Source organism: Provencibacterium massiliense (genome assembly GCF_900169495.1).
GTDB classification, from domain to species: Bacteria; Bacillota; Clostridia; order Oscillospirales; family Ruminococcaceae; genus Harryflintia; species Harryflintia acetispora.
The window spans coordinates 546577-563885 of record NZ_FWCH01000012.1; the positions used below are offsets into that span (position 1 = coordinate 546577).

The following is a 17309-nucleotide window of genomic DNA, read 5'->3' on the forward strand; positions in this document are numbered from 1 at the left end:
AATCCTTTCCTCAGTCTTTGGTGAAGTAGTAGCCCACCCACCCGGCGGCTTTGAGGGGCAGGTCCGGGGCCCAGGGCACCGGCTCCCCCATGATGGAGCAGACGGTGGAGAGCATGGTGTCCTCCGTGTCCCAGGGAGCCACATCAATGACCACCTCATCATGCACATGGAACACCACCGGGAGCCCGGCAGCCTCCAGCCGGTCAATGGATGCGGCCAGGCAGTCACGGGCAATGGCCTGCACGCAGTTCTCCACCAGCTTGCCGCCGTAGGTTTCAATGCGTTTCCACCGCTTGGTTTTCTGGTCCATGCCCATGTAGGAGATGGAGGGCCGCCCCCACTCGTTCTGGCCAATGCTGGGGCTGATATAGTAGAGCTTGCGGTTAGAGGGGAGCCGGATGGTCAGGCAGTCCACGCCGTTGTCATAGTCATACTCACGGGTCAGCAGCAGGCCGTTGACGCCCACGCTGCCGCCCTCGGTGATGACCTGGACGGCGGCATTGTCCATGGAATACCACAGGTCACGGATGCGCTTGTTGGCCTCCCGCCAGCGGCTCACGATGTCCGGCAGCTCCTCCTCGGTGAGCCCCATGTCCAGGGCTCCCATGGTGATGAGGGCCCCGGTGCTGCCCTGGTAGCCCAGGGCCAGCTCTGCCACCTTGCCCTTTTGGCGGAGGGCGTACTCCGGGCGGCCTTTCTTGATGAGCTCCAGGGGGACGCCGAACATTTGAGAGGCGGATGCCTCATAGATTTTGCCGTGGGTGCGGAACACCTCCAGCCGCCATTGCTCCTTGGCCAGCCATGAGATGACACGGGCCTCAATGGCGGAAAAGTCGGCGTCAATCAGCACATGCCCCTCCGGGGCCACAAAGGCCGTGCGGATGAGCTGGCTGAGGGTGTCTGGCACGCTCCCATAGATGAGCCGGAGGGCATCCAGCTTGCGGCCCTTGACCAGCTCACGGGCCAGGTCCAGCGGCTCCGTGTAGGTCCGGGGCAGGTTTTGCACCTGCACCAGCCTCCCGGCCCACCGCCCGGTCCTGTTCGCCCCGTAGAATTGGAGCAGGCCCCGGACCCGTCCGTCCTCGCAGACGGCGGCCTCAATGGCGTCATACTTCTTGGTGGAGGTCTTGCCCAGCTCTTGCCGGATTTCCAGCATCCGGCTCACCTGGGGGCTGTTATCGTCCCGGCCCAGCAGGCGGGCCACCGTGTCCTTTCTCAGATCGGCCAGCTCCTCACCAATCTCCTCCTGGAGCCAGGTGGTGAGCTGGGCCACGCTGTTGGGGTTAGACAGGCCGGAGAGCTGCATGGCCTCCGCCATGAGGGTCTGGCGCACGGTGTCCCCCAGAGAGAGGGCCCCAGTGACCAGCTCCAGGTCCACGGCCACGCCCCTGGCGTTGATGATGAGGTCCGTTTCCCATTGCTTTTGCACCCAATCCGGGACGGGGAAAGCGGACAACCGCTTTTCAATCTCCATCTCGGTGACCACATCCTGCTTGCAGTATTCTTTGAAAAGCTCCCATTTGGCGGGGTCATGCTGGGGCAGGTTGCGGCTCCGCTGGCCGTTGGCCTTGGAGGGCTTGCAGGGGACGCAGAAATAACGGATGAGGGCCTTGCCGGTGTTGAGCTTTTGCTTGTCCTGGGGGAGCCCCAGGGCCTTGCCGGTGGCGTCCAGGCCTGCCGTGTAGCCACAATAGAGGCCGTGGAACATGGTGCAGCGCCATTGGTCCGGCGGCAGGGTGCCCATGTACTTGGACAGACAGCCCCACTCAAAGGGGGCGTTGTAGGCGTGCTTGATGTATTCCGGGCTGGTGATGGCCTGGACCAGCCACGGGGGGAGCCGCTCCCCCCGTGCCAGGTCAATGATTTGAACAGGCGCACCATCCACGCTGAACGCAAAGAGCAGGATTTCAAAGTCCGGGCTCTGGATGTACTTCTGGGCACCGGCCTTTGCCAGCGGCACGCTGGAGTAGGTTTCAAGGTCAATGCTGAGATGGTGCATGACGGGGCCTCCTTACATGGGCTGGCCAGTGATGGGGTTGATGCCGTTGTTGCCGTTCCAGGGCGGGGTGTTGGCGGGAGTGGGGGCGGCACCATAGCCGGGGACCGCCGGAGCTACACCATAAGCGCCAGGAGTAGCGGGCATTGCCGCCCCATAGTTGGGAGTGGCCGGAGCGGCGGGAGCGCCGCCAATCCCGGCAAAGTCGGAGGCGGCGGAGGCCTGGCCGCTCAAGGGCTCCCCGTCACGGGTCTTGAGGACATTGCCCAGGCCGCAGCCGATGCCCTTATTGCCGCTGTTGGAGTAGCCGAAAAAGCGGATGGTGACCCGGCCATACATCCCGCTGTAAATATCAGAGGGGGCCAGCTCACAGTTGATGTTGTCGATGCCCACCACCTGGGGCTTGTTCTTGGTGGAGGCGGTCAGCACCCAATGGCCCTTGCACTCATCGCCAAAGGGGACGCCGGAGGGCCGGACACCATCACCGTCATGGATGGGCACCTTGAGCACCGGGGGGCGGGCACCATTCCACACCTTGGTCAAGGCCTCCTGGGCGGCGGCCTGGATGGCGGCGTCAATGTCGGCCTTGGTGGCGTTGTCCGTCTTGGGGATGAGGATGGTGACGGAAAACTTGGGCTCGCCGCCCTGCTTGGCGGCTCTGGGGGCGGTCAGATTGCAGTAGGACAGGCGGACCTCGCCGGTCAGCACTTTCATGGGGTCATTCTGATACATAGTCTTTGTTCTCCTTTTTGATAGATTGCCTTGTGTGTTGCGTATCAAAGGGCGGTGTCCGCCCATAGCGCCTTGATTTTCACCCAGCGCTCATGCCGGGCTTTGGCGGCCTTGACCTTGCGGGTCAGCCGGTTGTTGTTTTTGAGGGTTTCCACCACGGCGGGGTGGCGGCTCTTGGGGTTGCTCACCTTGCGCCAGCCGTCTGTAAACTCCCTGGAGGCCAGTTTCCAGGCGTCCTCACTCTCCTGGATGGCTTGCTCCAGGTGGGCGGTCAGCCGGTCAATGGCCTGCCGGTTGTCGAAGTCCCAGCGGTGCATCAGCTTGAATAGCTTGCGGGTGTTGGGGATGGTCATGTCACAGAGCCGGTCCAGGTAGATGTCCGCCCGGAAAGTGTCCGCCTGGACGTGGACCAGGGTGTCCGGGTCAGTGAACATGGGGCAGCTCTCACAGCGGTCCCGATCTGGCAGGGCGGAAATGTAGCTCCTGGGCTCCGCCACCTTGTACTGCACGGACCGGGTGCAGCACAGGGCCACAGGGAAAACCGGGTCATGGTCTTTGCAGTCCAGCGGGACAAACGGGCGGAGGCCGGGCCGGGCGTGGGCACAGGCGTTGTATTTAAGCATCTTTTTCTCGCCCCAATTCTTTGTCTAAACGGAAAAGTTCAAATGTGAGTTGACAGGAAAGAATACCGGCCACATAGCCGTCAACTTTACTGGTGTGGACCACGCCCTCAATCACATACTCAGCGCCCACCCAGCAGAGCGTGACGATGATGAGCATGAGCACATACACCAGAATGAAGATAGTGAGCTTTGCTAAAAGCCGTTTCATTTAGGCCCCCACTCTGGCGAAGTCCGCAGCGGCGGGGCTGTATGCCTCCCGCTTGTCGGAGGCAGGGGCAAGGGTGGGCTTGCCCAGGGGCTTGGTCACATAGCCGCCAATCTTCTCCGCAAATTCGGCCTTGCCCATGAGTTTCTCCAGCTCGGAGAGGGTCTTGGGCTTGCGGTCATACACCAGGGCCTCATCATAACCGGCGGCAATGACGGCCTGGATGGCGGCGTCCTGGTCGGTAAAGGTGCGGATGCTCCGGCCCGCCACCAGTTTCCAGCCGGGGATTTCCTTGCCCGCCAGCAGGGCCTCCGTGGCGTAGGCCTCCAGGTCCTTGTACCATTGGACCAGGTGGGCCCCACGCTCCAGCAGGTCACCAATCTCAGCATCCGTGAGGAGCGGGGGCGGTGCGCCGTTCACCACGCCGCCAGCGGAAACAAAGGCCTCCGCCTTTTCGTTCCAGGCTCCGGCAGGCACGCAGTCCTTGAAGTCCTCCAGGGCGGTGTTGATGTTGGCACGGGCCCGGCATTGGGCCTTGCCACGGCAAAAGCGGCAATGGTCGCCGGGGACAAACTCCCCCAGGCCGGAAAAGGCTTTCTGGGCAATGGGCTTGATGCTCTCGCCCCAGGCCCGCAGCTCCTCAACGGTGATTTCATCCGTGGTGTAGCTGTCAAGCTGGGGTTGGTCAATGGTCATGCGGACCCGCTTGATGGTGTCCCCGAACACGGGGGCATAGCGGTGGAGAGCGCCCAGGGCGTAAAGCCGCATTTGGGGATTGCCCACGGCGGACACGGGGACGCCCTTGCCGTGCTTGTAGTCCACGATGCTGAGGAGGTCACCGCCGATGATGCAGCAGTCACAGGTACCAAAGCCCTCCGGCACATAGTCCGAAAAGTCCACCTGGACCTCCACGGCCACGGTGGGGGCGGTGTCATAAGCCATGACCTGCTCCGTGATATGTTCCAGGTAGAGGTCCGTGGTCTTGTCCATCTCCGGGGTGTAGAGGGGGTCCTTTTTGAGCTTGTTGAGCCGGGTGTTGTAGGTCCGGGTGCTCATGGGGGTGCATTTCTTGGTGACCTTGAGCTCACCAATGGCGTGGGCCAGGCGGCCCTCCTCCGCATACTCGCTGGTGCTCTCCGGCAGGCCCTCCTCAAAGCGAGGGGCCGCCGTGCATACCAGCCAGCGGGAGGCGGAGGACGCCGAAAGCAAGGCATGTTTGACAGGGGGCATGGTAGTACCTTCTTAAATCTGAGCGCCCAGGGCCCGGAGCTCGGTGGCGAAAGCGCCGTACTGCTCCGGCTGGAGCTGGGTGACGGCCTGCACACCGTAGCGGCCCAGCAGCTCCAAAAGCTGCTGCATCTTCCCGGCATCCACCAGGGAGGCCCCGGCACGGGAGATTTGGTCCAGGGTGTAGGTGGGGGCTCCCGCCACGGGCACGGTGGGGGCCGGGGTGTTACCAGGGACGGCAGATGTCTGGCCAGCAGCCGGCGCAGGAGCGGGGTTGGGGGCCGCCACAGGGGCCGCAGGGGTAGGGGTCTGGGTAGGGGTGACCGGCGCAGGGCTCACAGGGGCCGCAGGAGCGGGCGCAGGGGCCGGTGCCGGGGCGGTGGGATAGCTGGCCACCGGCAGGGGCTCATCCGGGGTCAAGATGCTGGGGTCCGGGCCGGAGGCAATGGCCTCCGCCAGCTTGAGGATAGAGGCGGCCAGATCGGGAGCCTCAACGGTGATTTTCATTTCCATCATGGATGTCATCCTCCTTTTCGTTGTCTTTGCAGTCACATTTTTCTCCGGGGTCCAGGTTGGCCCCGCAATAGGGGCAGGTCCAGTAGTAGGGCATGGCTCAGTCCTCCAAAACGCTTGTCCAGTAGTCAAAGCGGTCCATGACCTTGCGGGAGTGGTCGGTGGAGTATGTCCCGGCGGCCCACAGGTTTTGAGCGCCGGAGGGGCCGCAGTTGTAGGCCATGACAGCCAGCTCCGGGTCCCCGTAGGCGGTGAGGTAGTCGGACAGGAACAGGACACCGGCCTCAATGTTTCCGGCGGGCGTCATGGGGTCAATCCCTTGCTCCAGGAGCCACCCATGGTTGACCTGGTTGATTTGCATGAGGCCATAGTCATTGGTGCTGCTGGCGGCATCCGGGTCAAAGCGGCTTTCCACATCGGCCACGGCCAGCGCCAGGGCGTATGGGACGCCGTACTCCTCACAGCAGGCCTGCATGGTCACCTGGAGGTCATAGTCCAGGAGGTTGCCGTCCGTCACGATGTCATCCCGCCAGAGCACCGCCTCCGGGGTGGGGCTGGGCGTGGGGGCCACGCTGGGCTCTGCTGAGGGCTCCGGGGTGGCGGTGCTCTCCAGGACCGGCTCCGGGAGGGTGGGCACCGCTTTGTCAGCGGCGCTCACCCCCACGCAGTAACCGGCGGCGAAAATGGCGGCGCACACCAGCGCCAGGATGATGACCGGGCCATAGTTGCGGCGGCGCTTGCGCCGGGCATGGCGGCTTGGGGCTCTCTGGCCAATCTCATGGGTGGTCACGGAGCTCACCCCTTAGTTGCCGATGCGGCGGAAAAGCTCCTCCGCCAGCTCTCGGACGGTGTACTGCTCCAGGGGGTTGGTGTCCTCAGCCTCCACGGTGAGGGAGGAGGAAATGAGGAAAGCGGGGCGGGACCCGCCGGAGCTGCTGCAGTAGCCGTTGCTGACACTGCCGTCGGAGTTCAGCCCCATGACCCATGTGTCATCCTCATTGACCTTGGGGGTGCTCCAGGGCGTCACGGACCACTCAAAGCGCTCCGGCAGGGGCAGGATGTCATGGTACTTGCGGAGCTCGTCCAGGGTCAGCGGGGCCACCTTGCAGTCACAGGTGCCATACTCCGTGGAGCCGTTGAGGGCGGTGAGGTCCACGGTGCGGGTGATGACCTCATCGGGGTTGCCGTCCGTGAGGCTCCGCAGGTAGGGGCCATTGAGGTGGGCCCGCAGGGAGCTGGCGGCAAAGTTGTTGGTGCTGCCAAAGGCGTGGGTCATCTGCTCCAGGTGGAGCAGCAGGGTGCCGTCCTTGCGGTGCTCCAGCACCAGGCAGGGCTCCCCGTGGTAATCAATGACCTTGCCGGGGGCGATGTTCTGAACAGCGGTTTTCATTGGTGATGTCCTCCTCAGTCTTTCTTTTCACGGCGGATGAGCTGGTTGTTTTCGTAGATGGGGCCGGAGCCGGTCCAGATGTACTCACATTCCGGGCCAATGAGGGTGCCGGTCAGCTTGTGGGTGGCGGCGTCCACATCCTCAGCCCAAACCTCAAGTTTGAGCTTTTCGCCGGTGGATTTGTGCCGCACGCCGATGCTATACTTGTACTCGTACATGCTGGCCCTCCTTACTGGTCGGTTTCGTCCTCATCATCGTCCCCGGAGATGTCGATGAGGTTTTCCGCCTGGACGATGATTTCAGACACAATTTGACGGATGGGCAGGCCGGTCTTGAAACGGAGCCGCCGGACCACTTTCTCCGCCTCCGGGGTGAGCCGGACGGTGCCGATGCACTCATCGGTGCTGGTCCGGGTCCTCAAAATAATGGGTTTCATGTTGTGCCTCCTTTGATTTGTGAAAAGCGGTGACAGGTATGGCCTCAGCGGCTCTGCTTTCCCCTCCGCTCAAGTTCCTGCTGCATCCTGAGCTGGGCAAGGGAAGCATCATACTGCAATCGCTGGTCCGGGAGGCGGACCCCAGAACGGCCCCGGCGCAGTTCCGTGTAGAGCGTGGACAGCGGCACATCAAGGGCCTCCGCCATGTCTTTGACCGTTTTGCCTTGCTCCCAAAGCTCCTGGAGCGCCTGCCGGGCCTGGAGCGTTGCGAAAGCGTAGCTCGCCATGTTCTCACCTCTTTTCTGCTTGCGGGCATAAAAAAAACTTAGCTTGCCGGGTGCCAGATTTTACAATCTGGACCCTGCAAACTAAGTGTAGTGGGTGCCAAAAAAATTCTTGACAAACCGACGGGTGAGGAATAAAATATACAACAATATGAAAATGCGACGATAGGGACGCCGCAGGGGCATACACCCGTTTTCAGAGAGCCGCCGGTTGGTGCGAGGCGGCGACGGGAGCCGCTGTGAAATCACCCTGGAGCAGACAGCTGAAACAGGCTTTGGAGTAAGCAGATCCGGTACCCCGCCGTTATCTGGGGAGCGCATTGTTGGATGCGCGACTAAGAGATCGTTCTCCCTTTCGGGAGGACGGTGAATTAGAGTGGTACCACGGAGGATCAGCCTTCGTCTCTAAATGAGACGAAGGCTTTTTATATTGCATCAAATAAGGAGGCTTATTCATATGAAGCTCACCGGCGCAGAAATCTTGCTGGAATGCCTGCTTGAGCAGCAGGTCGACACGGTGTTTGGGTACCCGGGCGGTGCGGTGCTCAACATCTACGACGCGCTCTACCAGTACGCCGACCGGATTCGCCACATCCGCACCGCGCATGAACAGGGCGCGGCCCACGCCGCGGACGGTTACGCGCGTTCGAGCGGGAAGACGGGGGTATGTATCGCCACCTCCGGCCCCGGCGCTACCAACCTGGTCACCGGCCTTGCCACCGCCTATATGGATTCGGTGCCGATGGTCGCCATCACCGGGAACGTAGCGCGGCCCCTGCTGGGGCTGGACAGCTTCCAGGAGGTGGACATCACCGGGATCACCATGCCCGTCACCAAGCACAATTTCCTGGTGCGCGAGGTCGGGGATCTGGCGGACACCGTGCGCGAGGCCTTTGCCATCGCCCAGAGCGGGCGCAAGGGCCCGGTGCTGATCGACATCCCCAAGGACGTCACCGCCGCCGAGTGCGAATACACGGGGCGGGAGCCCCTCCCGCCCGAGGATACCCCCATGCCGAGCGAGCGGCGCATGAAAGCGGCGCTCGAGCTGCTCATGCATAGCGAGCGCCCCTTCATCTACGCGGGGGGTGGGGTGATCCTGTCCGAGGCGGCCGGGGAGCTTCACCGCCTGGCGGCGGCGCTCGACGCGCCGGTGGCCTGCTCGCTGATGTGCCAGGGAGGGTATGACCAATACGACGGGCGCTACGTCGGGATGCTCGGCATGCACGGCACCAAGACGGCGGCGCTGGCGCTGCACGAGTGCGACCTGCTCGTGGCCATCGGCACCCGCTTTTCCGACCGGGTGACCTGCAACGCGGGGCTGTTCGCCAAAAACTGCAAGGTTTTGCATATCGACATCGACACGGCCGAATTCGGCAAGAATGTGGACGCCGCTTTGCGCCTGCGGGGGAACGCCAGGGAAATCCTCGCCGCGCTGCTCCCGGCGCTCCCGCAGCGGGAGCATGGGGACTGGATGGCACGGATCACCCGGTGGCAGCGGGAATATCCCCTCGTCCAGAGCGCGCCGCACCCGGACGCCGTCACCCCCAAGGAGCTGCTTGAGACGCTGGATGCGCTGACCGGTTCGGAGGCCATCCTGACCACCGAGGTGGGACAGCATCAAATGTGGGCGGCGCAGTTTTACCGCTTTCGCCGGCCCCGGCAGTTCATCACCTCGGGAGGGCTCGGCACCATGGGCTTTGGCCTGGGCGCCGCGATGGGCGCGCAGCTCGCAAATCCCCATAAGCAAGTGGTCAACATCGCGGGGGACGGCAGCTTTTTGATGAACGCCAACGAGCTTTCCACCGCCGCGCGGTACAACATTCCGCTTATCGAGCTGATCCTCAACAACGGCGTGCTGGGGATGGTGCGCCAGTGGCAGAAGCTCTTTTATGAAAACCGCTTCTCCCACACCACCCTGGAAAAGCCGGTGGATTACGAGCTGCTCGCCAAGGCCTACGGCGTGCCTGCCTATACCATCGCAGAGCGCGCACAGATCGAACCGGTGCTGCGCCAGGCGCTCGGGGAGAAGGGTCCGGTGCTGGTCAACTGCCTGATCGACATGGACCAGAACGTCCTGCCCATGGTCCCCGCCGGCGCGCCGGTCGAGGACATCATCCTGGAAATGTAGGAGGTCAGCATATGGAAACCAATGAAAAGGAATACGTTGTCTCGGTGCTCGCGCGCAACCATACCGGGGTGCTGCTGCGCATTTCGGGGCTCTTCAGCCGCCGCTGCTACAACATTATGAGCATCGTCGCCGCCCAGACCGAGGATCCCGGCGTCTCGCAGATCATCATCGTGGTGCGCGGGGACGAGCGGATCATCCGCCAGGTGGACAAGCAGCTGGGCAAGCTCTACGACGTCATCGGCGTCAGGGTGCTGGAGAAAGAGGATTCGGTCATCCGGGAGTACCTGCTCTTGAAAGTGGGCGGCAACGCCGGGGAGATCGACGCGATCGTCAACATCGCGAACATGTTCAAAGCCAGCATCCTGGATGTTTCGCAGAATACCCTGATCCTCGAGCTCGCCGGGGATACCCATACCCTCAACTCGTTCATCGAGCTGTTGCGCCCCCACGGCATCCTCAAAATTATCCGCACCGGGCGCACCGCGATGGAGCGCGGCGCGGCAAGTGAGGAAACATTATAAGAAGGAGACCACGATCATGCTGACGCTCGACAGAATCTACCAGGCTTCCTATGTCCTCAAAAACGTGGTGCGCACCACCGACCTCATTCCGGCGCCGAACATCAATCCGCTCTCCAATGTCTACCTCAAACGGAGAATTTGCAGCTGACCGGCTCGTTCAAGGTGCGCGGGGCCTATTATAAGATATCCCAGCTCACCGAGGAGGAGCGTAAAAACGGCGTGATCGCCTGCTCGGCGGGCAACCATGCCCAGGGGGTCGCGCTGGCCGCCAGCCGCAACGGGATCAAATCGCTCATCTGCGTGCCGGACGGCGCGCCGATCTCCAAGGTGGAGGCCTCCAAGCGCTACGGCGCCGAGGTGGTGCTGGTGCCCGGAGTCTACGACGACGCCTACAACCGCGCCCGGGAGCTGCAGAAGGAGACCGGGAGCACCTTTATCCACCCCTTCGACGACCTGGATGTGATCGCCGGGCAGGGGACCATCGGCCTGGAGCTGCTCGACCAGCTGCCGGAGATCGACTGCGTGATTGTCCCGATCGGGGGCGGCGGGCTGATCAGCGGGATAGCCTTCGCCATCAAATCCCTCAATCCGCGCTGCAAGGTCTACGGCGTGCAGGCCGCCGGCGCGCCCTCGATGTACCGCTCCCACCAGGAGCATGGGCCGCTGGCGCTGGATTCGGTCTCCACCGTCGCGGACGGGATCGCGGTCAAGCGGCCGGGGGAGCTGACCTATGAGCTGTGCGAGCAGTACGTCGACGAGATCGTCACCGTCACCGACGATGAGATTTCCACCGCCATCCTGGCTCTGATCGAGCAGCAGAAGCTGATCGCCGAGGGGGCGGGCGCGGTCTCGGTCGCCGCGGCGATGTTTGATAAGGTGGACATCAAGGGCAAGAACGCCGTCTGCCTGGTGTCGGGGGGCAATATCGACGTGACCATCCTTTCAAGGGTGATCAGCCGGGGCCTGCTCAAAACCGGGCGCAGCGCCGAGCTGACCATCGAGCTGGTGGACAAGCCCGGCCAGCTCAAGGGCGTGTCGGACATCATCGCCTCCCTGGGCGGCAACGTGGTCGCCGTGCACCATGACCGGGCGGACGAAAATATGGACATCAACTCCTGCTTTTTACATATCGTCATGGAGACGCGGGACCAGAACCATATCGCGGAGATTTGCAGCGCCCTGAAAAACGCCGGCTACCGCTTCAAGCTGCGCTGAAAGCCGCGTTTCGCCCCGGCGCCCCATCATGTAAAAACATCCTGTCGAAAAAGAAAAAACCGGCCCGTCGGACAAGTTTCGACGGGCCGGTTCCTGTATCCTTATTTTAAGCTGGTGGTAATAATGGTCTTTTGCGGGTTGATTAAGGAGACGGTGTACTCCACCACCCGGTCGCTCTGATCCATCGTCTGGCAGGTCACCCGGTAGACCGGGTAATCGTCCTCCAAATCGAGCAGGCGCGCCTTGAAGTCGTGGATCAGATAGGAGGAAAGGACCTGCCGGAACTCCTTGAGGGTGATCCCGTTGGCCTGGAATACGTCGTAGAGCGAGGTCACCGAATAGTCGATCGATTCGATCCCGGGGAAGAGGTCGTAGGGCACGTAGGTGTCTTCCAGCCTGAGCGGCTCGTCGTCGCCCAGGCGCAGGCGCACGATGCGAAACAGCGGGGTGCGCCGCTCGACGCCGAAGATTTTGGAAAGCTGGTAGTTGGCCTCCTCCACGCCGGAGAAGATCAGCTTGTCCTTGTGCTCGATCCCCCGCTCGCGCAGCAGGGAGGTGAAGCCCCACCCCTCGACAAAGCTCTGTTTGAACTTGGGGCTGGAGACGAAGTTGCCCTTGCCGTGCACTTTGACGATGTACCCCTGGTTTTCCAGGTTGTTGATCGCACTGCGCACCGTCATGCGGTTGATGCCATAGGTTTCGGCCAGCTTGCGCTCCGAGGGGATGGCCTCCCCAAACTTGTATTCGCCCGAAAGGATCTTATCCTTGATCAGCTTTTCCAGCTGGCTGTAAATCGGCGTATTGTTCTGCATGTCGTTCCACCCCCTCGCTATTCAATGACGGAGATACTCTCGAACTCGAACCGTGAGCCGAGCGTCTTGGAAACCGAGTATTCGATGATCACGCCGTTCTGGTCCGCCGTGCGCCCGAGCTGGACGATCAGCGGCTCCTTGGCGTCGATCCCCAGCAGCTGCATGTCGGCGGGGTTCGGGAAGTCGATCAAAAACTCCTGCTCCTGGGTCAGCGGGATGGTGCCGTATTCCTCCTCGAGCACGCTGTAGAGCGAGGCTCTGGAGAAATCGTGCTCCAGCAGCCTGGGGAAGAGCTTGGCCGGCAAGGCGGCTACCTCGATGACCATCGGCGTGCCGTCCAGGCAGCGCAGCCGGTGCAGCCGGAAAACCGGCGAGCCGAGCGTCAGGTTGAGCGCCGAAGCCTCCTCCTTGGTCGCCTCGGTCATCCCCGCGTAGATCACCTTGTTCTTCGGAGTGAGGCCGAGGGCCCGCATAGTCTTGGTAAAGGAGCGCATCTTCCACATGTTGCGCAGCACTTTGGGCTCAGCGATGATGATTTCGTCGCTGGGGGTCTGCGCGAGCACCCCGAGGTTGATCAGCTCGAAGATCGCCTGATGCAGCGCGGGGCGGCTGACGCCCAGCAGCTCGCTGAGCTTGCGCTCGGAGGGCAGCCGCTCGCGGGGGGGCAGATGATGGATGTCGATGTACTCCATTAGCTTGTCGATCGAATTCTCACTCGTCAGAGTATATTTGTTTTTCAATATTCTCACCAACGGTTTCCAGTATGTAATCCCGCAATTTATGCGGGTTTCGGAACAGTCCAATATGCATTATAGCATATATATTGCACGAAAGCAAAACGATTCTTTGGATATTTTCACTTCTCCAAAAAACTGGTAGAGAGAAAATTAACAAAAAAGATATGGGACATTTATGAAAAATGTCTTAATTAGCCAAAACTCCTGTGCTATAATAAACGAGCACTGGTATGGAAATATACCACAATCCATTGGCGCATGCCGATGAGGAGGTATGGCAAAAATGCTGAAAATTGTTGGGATCGGCGACAACGTGGTCGACCGGTATCTTTACAAGAAAAAGATGTATCCGGGCGGCAATGCGGTGAACGTTCCGGTGCTGGCCCACAAGACCGGGCGGGCCGAAGCGGCTTACATAGGGACGGTGGGCACCGATTACGCGGGCAGCCACATCGTGGATTCCCTCAAAAGGGAAGGGCTGGACGTCTCCCACGTCAAAATCAAGGAAGGGGAGACCGCCTACGCGGACGTCACCCTGGTCGATTCGGACCGGGTGTTCATCGGCGGGATCGACGGGGTTTCCCATGACATCGAGATCACCGAGGAGCTTAAGAAGTACATGGCGGGCTTCAACCTGATCCACACCAGCTGCTACAGCGGGTTGGACGAAAAGCTCCCCGAGCTGCATAAGATCGGCGTGCCCATCGCTTACGACTATTCGGACAAGCCGCATTGGAACAACCTCAAGCGAACCCTGCCGTATGTGACCTATGCGATCTTTTCGGGCGGCAGCGCCAAGGAGGAGGAGCTCAAGGTCCTCATGGAGGGCGTCGGCACCCACGGCCCCAAGCAGGTTCTGATGACCATGGGCTCGCGCGGCTCGATGCTCTACGACGTGGAGAGCAGGAAGTTTTATCAGCAGGGGATCTATCCGGTCGAGAACATCGTGGACACCATGGGGGCGGGGGACAGCTTCATCGCCCGGTATTTCGTGGGGATCTATGACGGCGAGGCGATCGGGGAGAGCATGGAGAACGCGGCCGAGTTCGCCGCGAAGAACTGCCTGGTGAGCGGCACCTTCGGGTATGAGACAGATATCAAATAAGACGCTCGCCAATTTCAATCGTTTTTGTCCAATCCGGCCATAGGGACCGGGGAGGTCAAAATATACAAAATGGAGGTAAAAAAATGAGTAAGTCTCGCAAAATCGTCAGCCTGCTGCTCGCCAGCGCGCTGGCACTTAGCTTCGTAGGCTGCGGCAGCGGCTCCAACACCACCAGCTCTGCGGCTCCCGAGGGTGGCGACAGCGCCCCCGCCAGCAGCGACGCCGGCGAAGCGACCCCGACCGGGGACAAGGTTCAGCTCAAGCTCCTGCACAAGTGGCCGGATCCTGAGACCAAGGGCCCGTTCTTTGATGTTGTGATCGCCAACTATGAGGAAGCGAACCCGAACATCGATATCGTTGACGAGGCTGTCGGCGACGAGCCGATCAAGGATAAGCTGCGTGTTCTGATGGGCTCCAACGACCGCCCGGACATCTTCTTCTCCTGGTCCGGCGAGTTCGCCAACAAGTTCATCGCCGCCAACGCCGCGTATGATCTGACCCCCGCTCTGGAAGAGAACGACAGCGAGTGGAAAAACTCCTTCATGTCCGCTGGTCTTGAGCCCTTCGCGAAGGACGGCAAGAACTACGGTATCCCGCTGCGTATCGACCCGAAGTACATGATCTACCACAAGTCCATCTTTGATCAGTACGGGCTGACCGCCCCGACCACCTGGGACGAGTTCATGAACGTCTGCAAGACCCTCAAGGACAACGGCGTCACCCCGATCTCCTTCGGCGACCAGTATCCGTGGGCGGCCTGCCACTACATCACCGGCCTGAACCAGCAGTGCGTTCCGCAGGACGTCCGTATGAAGGACTACACCGCGGAGACCGGCGAGTTCACCGATCCCGGTTATGTGACGGCTCTCCAGCTGTTTGCTGACCTTGGCCCCTATTTCAACGAGTTCCCGAACTCCAAGTCCCATGACCAGGCCCGTCAGACCTGGGCTGCCGGCACCGAGGCGATGTTCTACGCCGAGATCGAGGAGTTCAAACAGTGCGATGAGGCCAACCAGACCGGTCTGAACGACGAGTGGGGCTTCTTCCCGCTGCCGACCGTCACCGACCTGAAGGGCGAGGCGAACTACATCACCGGCGCTCCGGACGGCTTCATGGTTTCCTCCACCTCCACCATTCCGGAAGAGGCCATCAAGTTCCTCAAGTACATCACCAACATGGAGAACCAGGAGTTCATGGTCAAGACCCTTGCCTGGCCGAGCCCGGTGATTGGTGCTACCAATGAGAGCGTTGCCCCGACCTACATCATGGAAGGTATGAAGAGACTGGAAGAGGCCGACGGTATGGCCCTCTGGCTCGACACCGACATCAATGCCAAGATTTCCGACGTGTGGCTGCCTGGCCTGCAGGAGATCCTCAACGGCACCATCACTCCTGAAGAGCTCATGAAGAAGGTTCAGGAGATGGCCGCCGAGGTCAAGGGCCTTGCGGAAGCTGGCCAGCTGTAAGCTTTAAGCACTAGTTCCTACGCAAGCAAGTGGGCGGAGAGGGGTCCTGCGCGGCCCCTCTCCGATCCCCCTGATTTCACTAACCGATAAGGATTATGCGGTTTGAAAGGATTGAGTATGGGTGTATAAAGATAAGCGGGGGATGCTACTTTACATATTGCCGGCATTCATATTGATGACCGTGTTTGTCTTCTTTCCGATTATTCTGAACTTTGTCTACAGCCTGTATCGTTGGAGTGCGTTTTCCGATGGGAAAGTCTTCATCGGTCTGGAAAACTATGTAAAAATGTTCTCGGATGAGAACATCCTGATTTCTCTCAAGAACAATACCTGGTATGCAATCGTGTCCGTTATTTGTCAGTGCGGTCTGGGCCTGGTCCTTGCGGCGGTGTTTGAGAGCACCAAGATGCGCAAATTCCAGCCGTTCTTCCGCACCCTCTATTTTATTCCGTCAGTAATTTCCATCACCGTCATCGGCCTTCTGTGGCAGTTCCTCTACAGCCCGACCATGGGTGTCGTCAACCCCTTCTTAAAGGCCATCGGGCTGGGCAGCCTCGCCCGCGATTGGCTGGGCGGCGCCAGTACGGCGATGGGTTCCGTCATATTTGTTTCCCAGTGGCAGAACATCGGTTATATCATGCTGTTGTTCATCATTGCCATCCAGAAGATTCCGGAGGACATCTTTGAGTCCGCCAGAATCGACGGCGTCAATCCCTTTACCAACTTCTTCTACATCATCGTTCCGCAGGTCACCGACACCGTGCTGGTGACGGTGGTCACCACCATCATCGGCGCGTTCAAGGTCTTCGGCGAGGTCTATGTTATGACCGGCGGCGGCCCTGGCCATGCGACCGAGGTTCTGGCGGCCTACCTGTACAAGGCGGGCTTCCGTAACGATGAAATGGGCTATGCGGCTGCCATTGCAACGCTAACCTTCCTGATTCTGCTGGTTCTCACCTTGGTTCAGATGAAGATCAACCAGGGGCCCAAGGAACCGAAGGCACCCAAGGTAAAAAAAGTAAAGGAGGCGGCATAACATGAAGGACGTCAAGGGAAAAGTTATTCGCTTTCTGATCCTGATCCCGATCACTCTTTATGGCCTCACGGTTTTATATCCTCTGATCTGGATGATTCTCAGCGGCTTCAAGGACAACCAGCAGCTCATGCTCAGTCCTTTCAAGATGCCTCAGAACCCCAGCTGGGATAACTACTACAAGGCGTGGGAAGTGGGCGTCGGCACCTACTTTATGAACAGTGTCATCGTCACGGTGGTCGCCACCTTCCTGACCGTGCTGTGCTCGGCGCTGCTCGCGTTCGTGCTGGCCCGGTACAAGTTCAAGCTGCACACCCTGCTCTTCACCTGCGTGCTGGGCGGCATGATGCTCTCCCCTGAGGTCAGCATCATCTCGCTGTATAAGCTGCTCCAGATCCTGGGCCTCTACAACACCCGCTGGGCGCTGATCATTCCCTATGCGGCCTTCCACATTCCGTTTACCACCTTCCTGCTTTGGTCCTATTTCCAGAGCCTGCCGCTCGAGGTGGAGGAATCGGCCTACATCGACGGGTGCAACTCCTTCCAGATCTTCTATAAGATGATCCTGCCGATGAGCAAGCCGATCATTGCGACCGGCGCCCTGCTCACCGCGATGGGCGACTGGAACGAGTTCATGTTCGGTCTCGTTTTCATCGAGAGCTCCGCGCTCAAGACCATCCCGGTCGGACTGATGAACCTGCGCGCCGCGCTGACCACCAACTGGGGCGTGTTGATCTCCGGTCTGACGGTCGCCTCGCTGCCGATGATCATCGTTTACCTGATCTTCCAGAAGCAGCTGGTACGCGGTATGACCGCCGGAAGCGTCAAGGGTTAATCTCTGTTTTCCTGCAGCCGCGGTGTGCCTTCGGGCACGCCGCCCGCTTGC

The 17309-nt window shown here is 60.7% G+C and carries 19 protein-coding genes, 1 pseudogene and 1 other annotated feature; of the genes and pseudogenes, 7 read left to right on the forward strand and 13 right to left on the reverse strand.

Features of this window, described 5'->3' with window-relative positions; translation table 11 throughout:
• Positions 1-10: 10 nt before the first annotated feature.
• From B5477_RS07745 to B5477_RS07795, 11 genes are all read right to left on the reverse strand, one after another.
• A complete protein-coding gene (locus B5477_RS07745; protein ID WP_079699141.1) occupies positions 11-1999 on the reverse strand; it encodes a DNA polymerase in 1989 nt (662 codons plus the stop codon).
• A gap of 12 nt (positions 2000-2011) precedes the next feature.
• Positions 2012-2728, reverse strand: a complete 717-nt coding sequence (locus B5477_RS07750; RefSeq protein WP_143533567.1) for a DUF2815 family protein — start codon at positions 2726-2728, stop codon at positions 2012-2014.
• Positions 2729-2772: 44 nt separating this feature from the next.
• Positions 2773-3351, reverse strand: a complete 579-nt coding sequence (locus tag B5477_RS07755; protein WP_079699142.1) for a hypothetical protein — start codon at positions 3349-3351, stop codon at positions 2773-2775.
• Positions 3344-3559 carry a hypothetical protein gene (locus B5477_RS07760; protein ID WP_079699143.1) on the reverse strand — a complete coding sequence of 72 codons (216 nt, stop codon included), beginning with the start codon at positions 3557-3559 and terminating at the stop codon, positions 3344-3346. Before B5477_RS07760 ends, B5477_RS07755 begins: the two co-directional genes overlap by 8 nt.
• The gene (locus B5477_RS07765) at positions 3560-4786 is read right to left on the reverse strand and encodes a DUF2800 domain-containing protein (RefSeq protein WP_079699144.1); all 1227 of its coding nucleotides are present in this window, start codon (positions 4784-4786) and stop codon (positions 3560-3562) included.
• 12 nt (positions 4787-4798) lie between these two features.
• Positions 4799-5299 carry a hypothetical protein gene (locus B5477_RS07770; protein WP_079699145.1) on the reverse strand — a complete coding sequence of 167 codons (501 nt, stop codon included), beginning with the start codon at positions 5297-5299 and terminating at the stop codon, positions 4799-4801.
• A 97-nt stretch (positions 5300-5396) separates the two neighbouring features.
• Entirely contained in the window at positions 5397-6086 is a 690-nt protein-coding gene (locus B5477_RS07775; protein WP_143533568.1) for a lytic transglycosylase domain-containing protein, read from the reverse strand.
• Between the two features lie 12 nt (positions 6087-6098).
• A complete protein-coding gene (locus B5477_RS07780; RefSeq protein WP_079699147.1) occupies positions 6099-6686 on the reverse strand; it encodes a hypothetical protein in 588 nt (195 codons plus the stop codon).
• Between the two features lie 14 nt (positions 6687-6700).
• Positions 6701-6904: a hypothetical protein gene (locus tag B5477_RS07785; RefSeq protein WP_079699148.1), complete on the reverse strand. Its 204-nt coding sequence runs from the start codon at positions 6902-6904 to the stop codon at positions 6701-6703.
• A gap of 11 nt (positions 6905-6915) precedes the next feature.
• Positions 6916-7122: a hypothetical protein gene (locus tag B5477_RS07790; RefSeq protein WP_079699149.1), complete on the reverse strand. Its 207-nt coding sequence runs from the start codon at positions 7120-7122 to the stop codon at positions 6916-6918.
• A 44-nt stretch (positions 7123-7166) separates the two neighbouring features.
• The gene (locus B5477_RS07795; protein WP_079699150.1) at positions 7167-7409 is read right to left on the reverse strand and encodes a helix-turn-helix domain-containing protein; all 243 of its coding nucleotides are present in this window, start codon (positions 7407-7409) and stop codon (positions 7167-7169) included.
• Positions 7410-7559: 150 nt separating this feature from the next.
• Positions 7560-7816: a binding site (T-box leader), on the forward strand.
• A gap of 47 nt (positions 7817-7863) precedes the next feature.
• On the opposite strand from B5477_RS07795, the gene ilvB reads away from it, so the two are divergent.
• From ilvB to ilvA, 3 genes and pseudogenes are all read left to right on the forward strand, one after another.
• Positions 7864-9534, forward strand: coding sequence for a biosynthetic-type acetolactate synthase large subunit (gene ilvB / locus B5477_RS07800; RefSeq protein ID WP_079699151.1), 1671 nt, complete (start codon positions 7864-7866; stop codon positions 9532-9534).
• A gap of 11 nt (positions 9535-9545) precedes the next feature.
• Positions 9546-10055, forward strand: coding sequence for an acetolactate synthase small subunit (ilvN, locus tag B5477_RS07805; RefSeq protein WP_079699152.1), 510 nt, complete (start codon positions 9546-9548; stop codon positions 10053-10055).
• Between the two features lie 16 nt (positions 10056-10071).
• Positions 10072-11270: pseudogene (gene ilvA / locus B5477_RS07810) on the forward strand (threonine ammonia-lyase).
• Positions 11271-11371: 101 nt separating this feature from the next.
• Here the strand turns inward: ilvA and B5477_RS07815 are convergent.
• Entirely contained in the window at positions 11372-12082 is a 711-nt protein-coding gene (locus B5477_RS07815; protein WP_079699153.1) for a GntR family transcriptional regulator, read from the reverse strand.
• A 17-nt stretch (positions 12083-12099) separates the two neighbouring features.
• Positions 12100-12822 (reverse strand): GntR family transcriptional regulator, encoded by a 723-nt coding sequence (locus tag B5477_RS07820; RefSeq protein ID WP_079699154.1) that lies wholly within the window; start codon positions 12820-12822, stop codon positions 12100-12102.
• A gap of 280 nt (positions 12823-13102) precedes the next feature.
• Between B5477_RS07820 and B5477_RS07825 the strand changes: the two genes are divergently transcribed.
• The 4 genes from B5477_RS07825 (at position 13103) to B5477_RS07840 (ending at position 17258) form a co-directional block, all read left to right on the forward strand.
• Positions 13103-13924 (forward strand): PfkB family carbohydrate kinase, encoded by an 822-nt coding sequence (locus tag B5477_RS07825; RefSeq protein WP_159448969.1) that lies wholly within the window; start codon positions 13103-13105, stop codon positions 13922-13924.
• Between the two features lie 83 nt (positions 13925-14007).
• Positions 14008-15390: an ABC transporter substrate-binding protein gene (locus B5477_RS07830; protein ID WP_079699156.1), complete on the forward strand. Its 1383-nt coding sequence runs from the start codon at positions 14008-14010 to the stop codon at positions 15388-15390.
• A 121-nt stretch (positions 15391-15511) separates the two neighbouring features.
• The gene (locus B5477_RS07835) at positions 15512-16426 is read left to right on the forward strand and encodes a carbohydrate ABC transporter permease (protein ID WP_242942153.1); all 915 of its coding nucleotides are present in this window, start codon (positions 15512-15514) and stop codon (positions 16424-16426) included.
• Between the two features lies 1 nt (position 16427).
• Entirely contained in the window at positions 16428-17258 is an 831-nt protein-coding gene (locus tag B5477_RS07840; RefSeq protein ID WP_079699157.1) for a carbohydrate ABC transporter permease, read from the forward strand.
• The last annotated feature ends 51 nt before the right edge of the window (positions 17259-17309 follow it).

What these genes read in the sequence shown, in the direction of transcription:
- B5477_RS07790 (WP_079699149.1), bottom strand. Translation starts at nt 7,122, where the DNA reads ATGAAACCCATTATTTTGAGGACCCGGACCAGCACCGATGAGTGCATC.
- ilvN (WP_079699152.1), top strand. Translation starts at nt 9,546, where the DNA reads ATGGAAACCAATGAAAAGGAATACGTTGTCTCGGTGCTCGCGCGCAAC.
- B5477_RS07750 (WP_143533567.1), bottom strand. Translation starts at nt 2,728, where the DNA reads ATGTATCAGAATGACCCCATGAAAGTGCTGACCGGCGAGGTCCGCCTG.
- B5477_RS07745 (WP_079699141.1), bottom strand. Translation starts at nt 1,999, where the DNA reads ATGCACCATCTCAGCATTGACCTTGAAACCTACTCCAGCGTGCCGCTG.
- B5477_RS07825 (WP_159448969.1), top strand. Translation starts at nt 13,103, where the DNA reads ATGCTGAAAATTGTTGGGATCGGCGACAACGTGGTCGACCGGTATCTT.
- B5477_RS07755 (WP_079699142.1), bottom strand. Translation starts at nt 3,351, where the DNA reads ATGCTTAAATACAACGCCTGTGCCCACGCCCGGCCCGGCCTCCGCCCG.
- B5477_RS07815 (WP_079699153.1), bottom strand. Translation starts at nt 12,082, where the DNA reads ATGCAGAACAATACGCCGATTTACAGCCAGCTGGAAAAGCTGATCAAG.
- ilvB (WP_079699151.1), top strand. Translation starts at nt 7,864, where the DNA reads ATGAAGCTCACCGGCGCAGAAATCTTGCTGGAATGCCTGCTTGAGCAG.
- B5477_RS07795 (WP_079699150.1), bottom strand. Translation starts at nt 7,409, where the DNA reads ATGGCGAGCTACGCTTTCGCAACGCTCCAGGCCCGGCAGGCGCTCCAG.
- B5477_RS07785 (WP_079699148.1), bottom strand. Translation starts at nt 6,904, where the DNA reads ATGTACGAGTACAAGTATAGCATCGGCGTGCGGCACAAATCCACCGGC.
- B5477_RS07760 (WP_079699143.1), bottom strand. Translation starts at nt 3,559, where the DNA reads ATGAAACGGCTTTTAGCAAAGCTCACTATCTTCATTCTGGTGTATGTG.
- B5477_RS07830 (WP_079699156.1), top strand. Translation starts at nt 14,008, where the DNA reads ATGAGTAAGTCTCGCAAAATCGTCAGCCTGCTGCTCGCCAGCGCGCTG.
- B5477_RS07780 (WP_079699147.1), bottom strand. Translation starts at nt 6,686, where the DNA reads ATGAAAACCGCTGTTCAGAACATCGCCCCCGGCAAGGTCATTGATTAC.
- B5477_RS07840 (WP_079699157.1), top strand. Translation starts at nt 16,428, where the DNA reads ATGAAGGACGTCAAGGGAAAAGTTATTCGCTTTCTGATCCTGATCCCG.
- B5477_RS07765 (WP_079699144.1), bottom strand. Translation starts at nt 4,786, where the DNA reads ATGCCCCCTGTCAAACATGCCTTGCTTTCGGCGTCCTCCGCCTCCCGC.
- B5477_RS07770 (WP_079699145.1), bottom strand. Translation starts at nt 5,299, where the DNA reads ATGATGGAAATGAAAATCACCGTTGAGGCTCCCGATCTGGCCGCCTCT.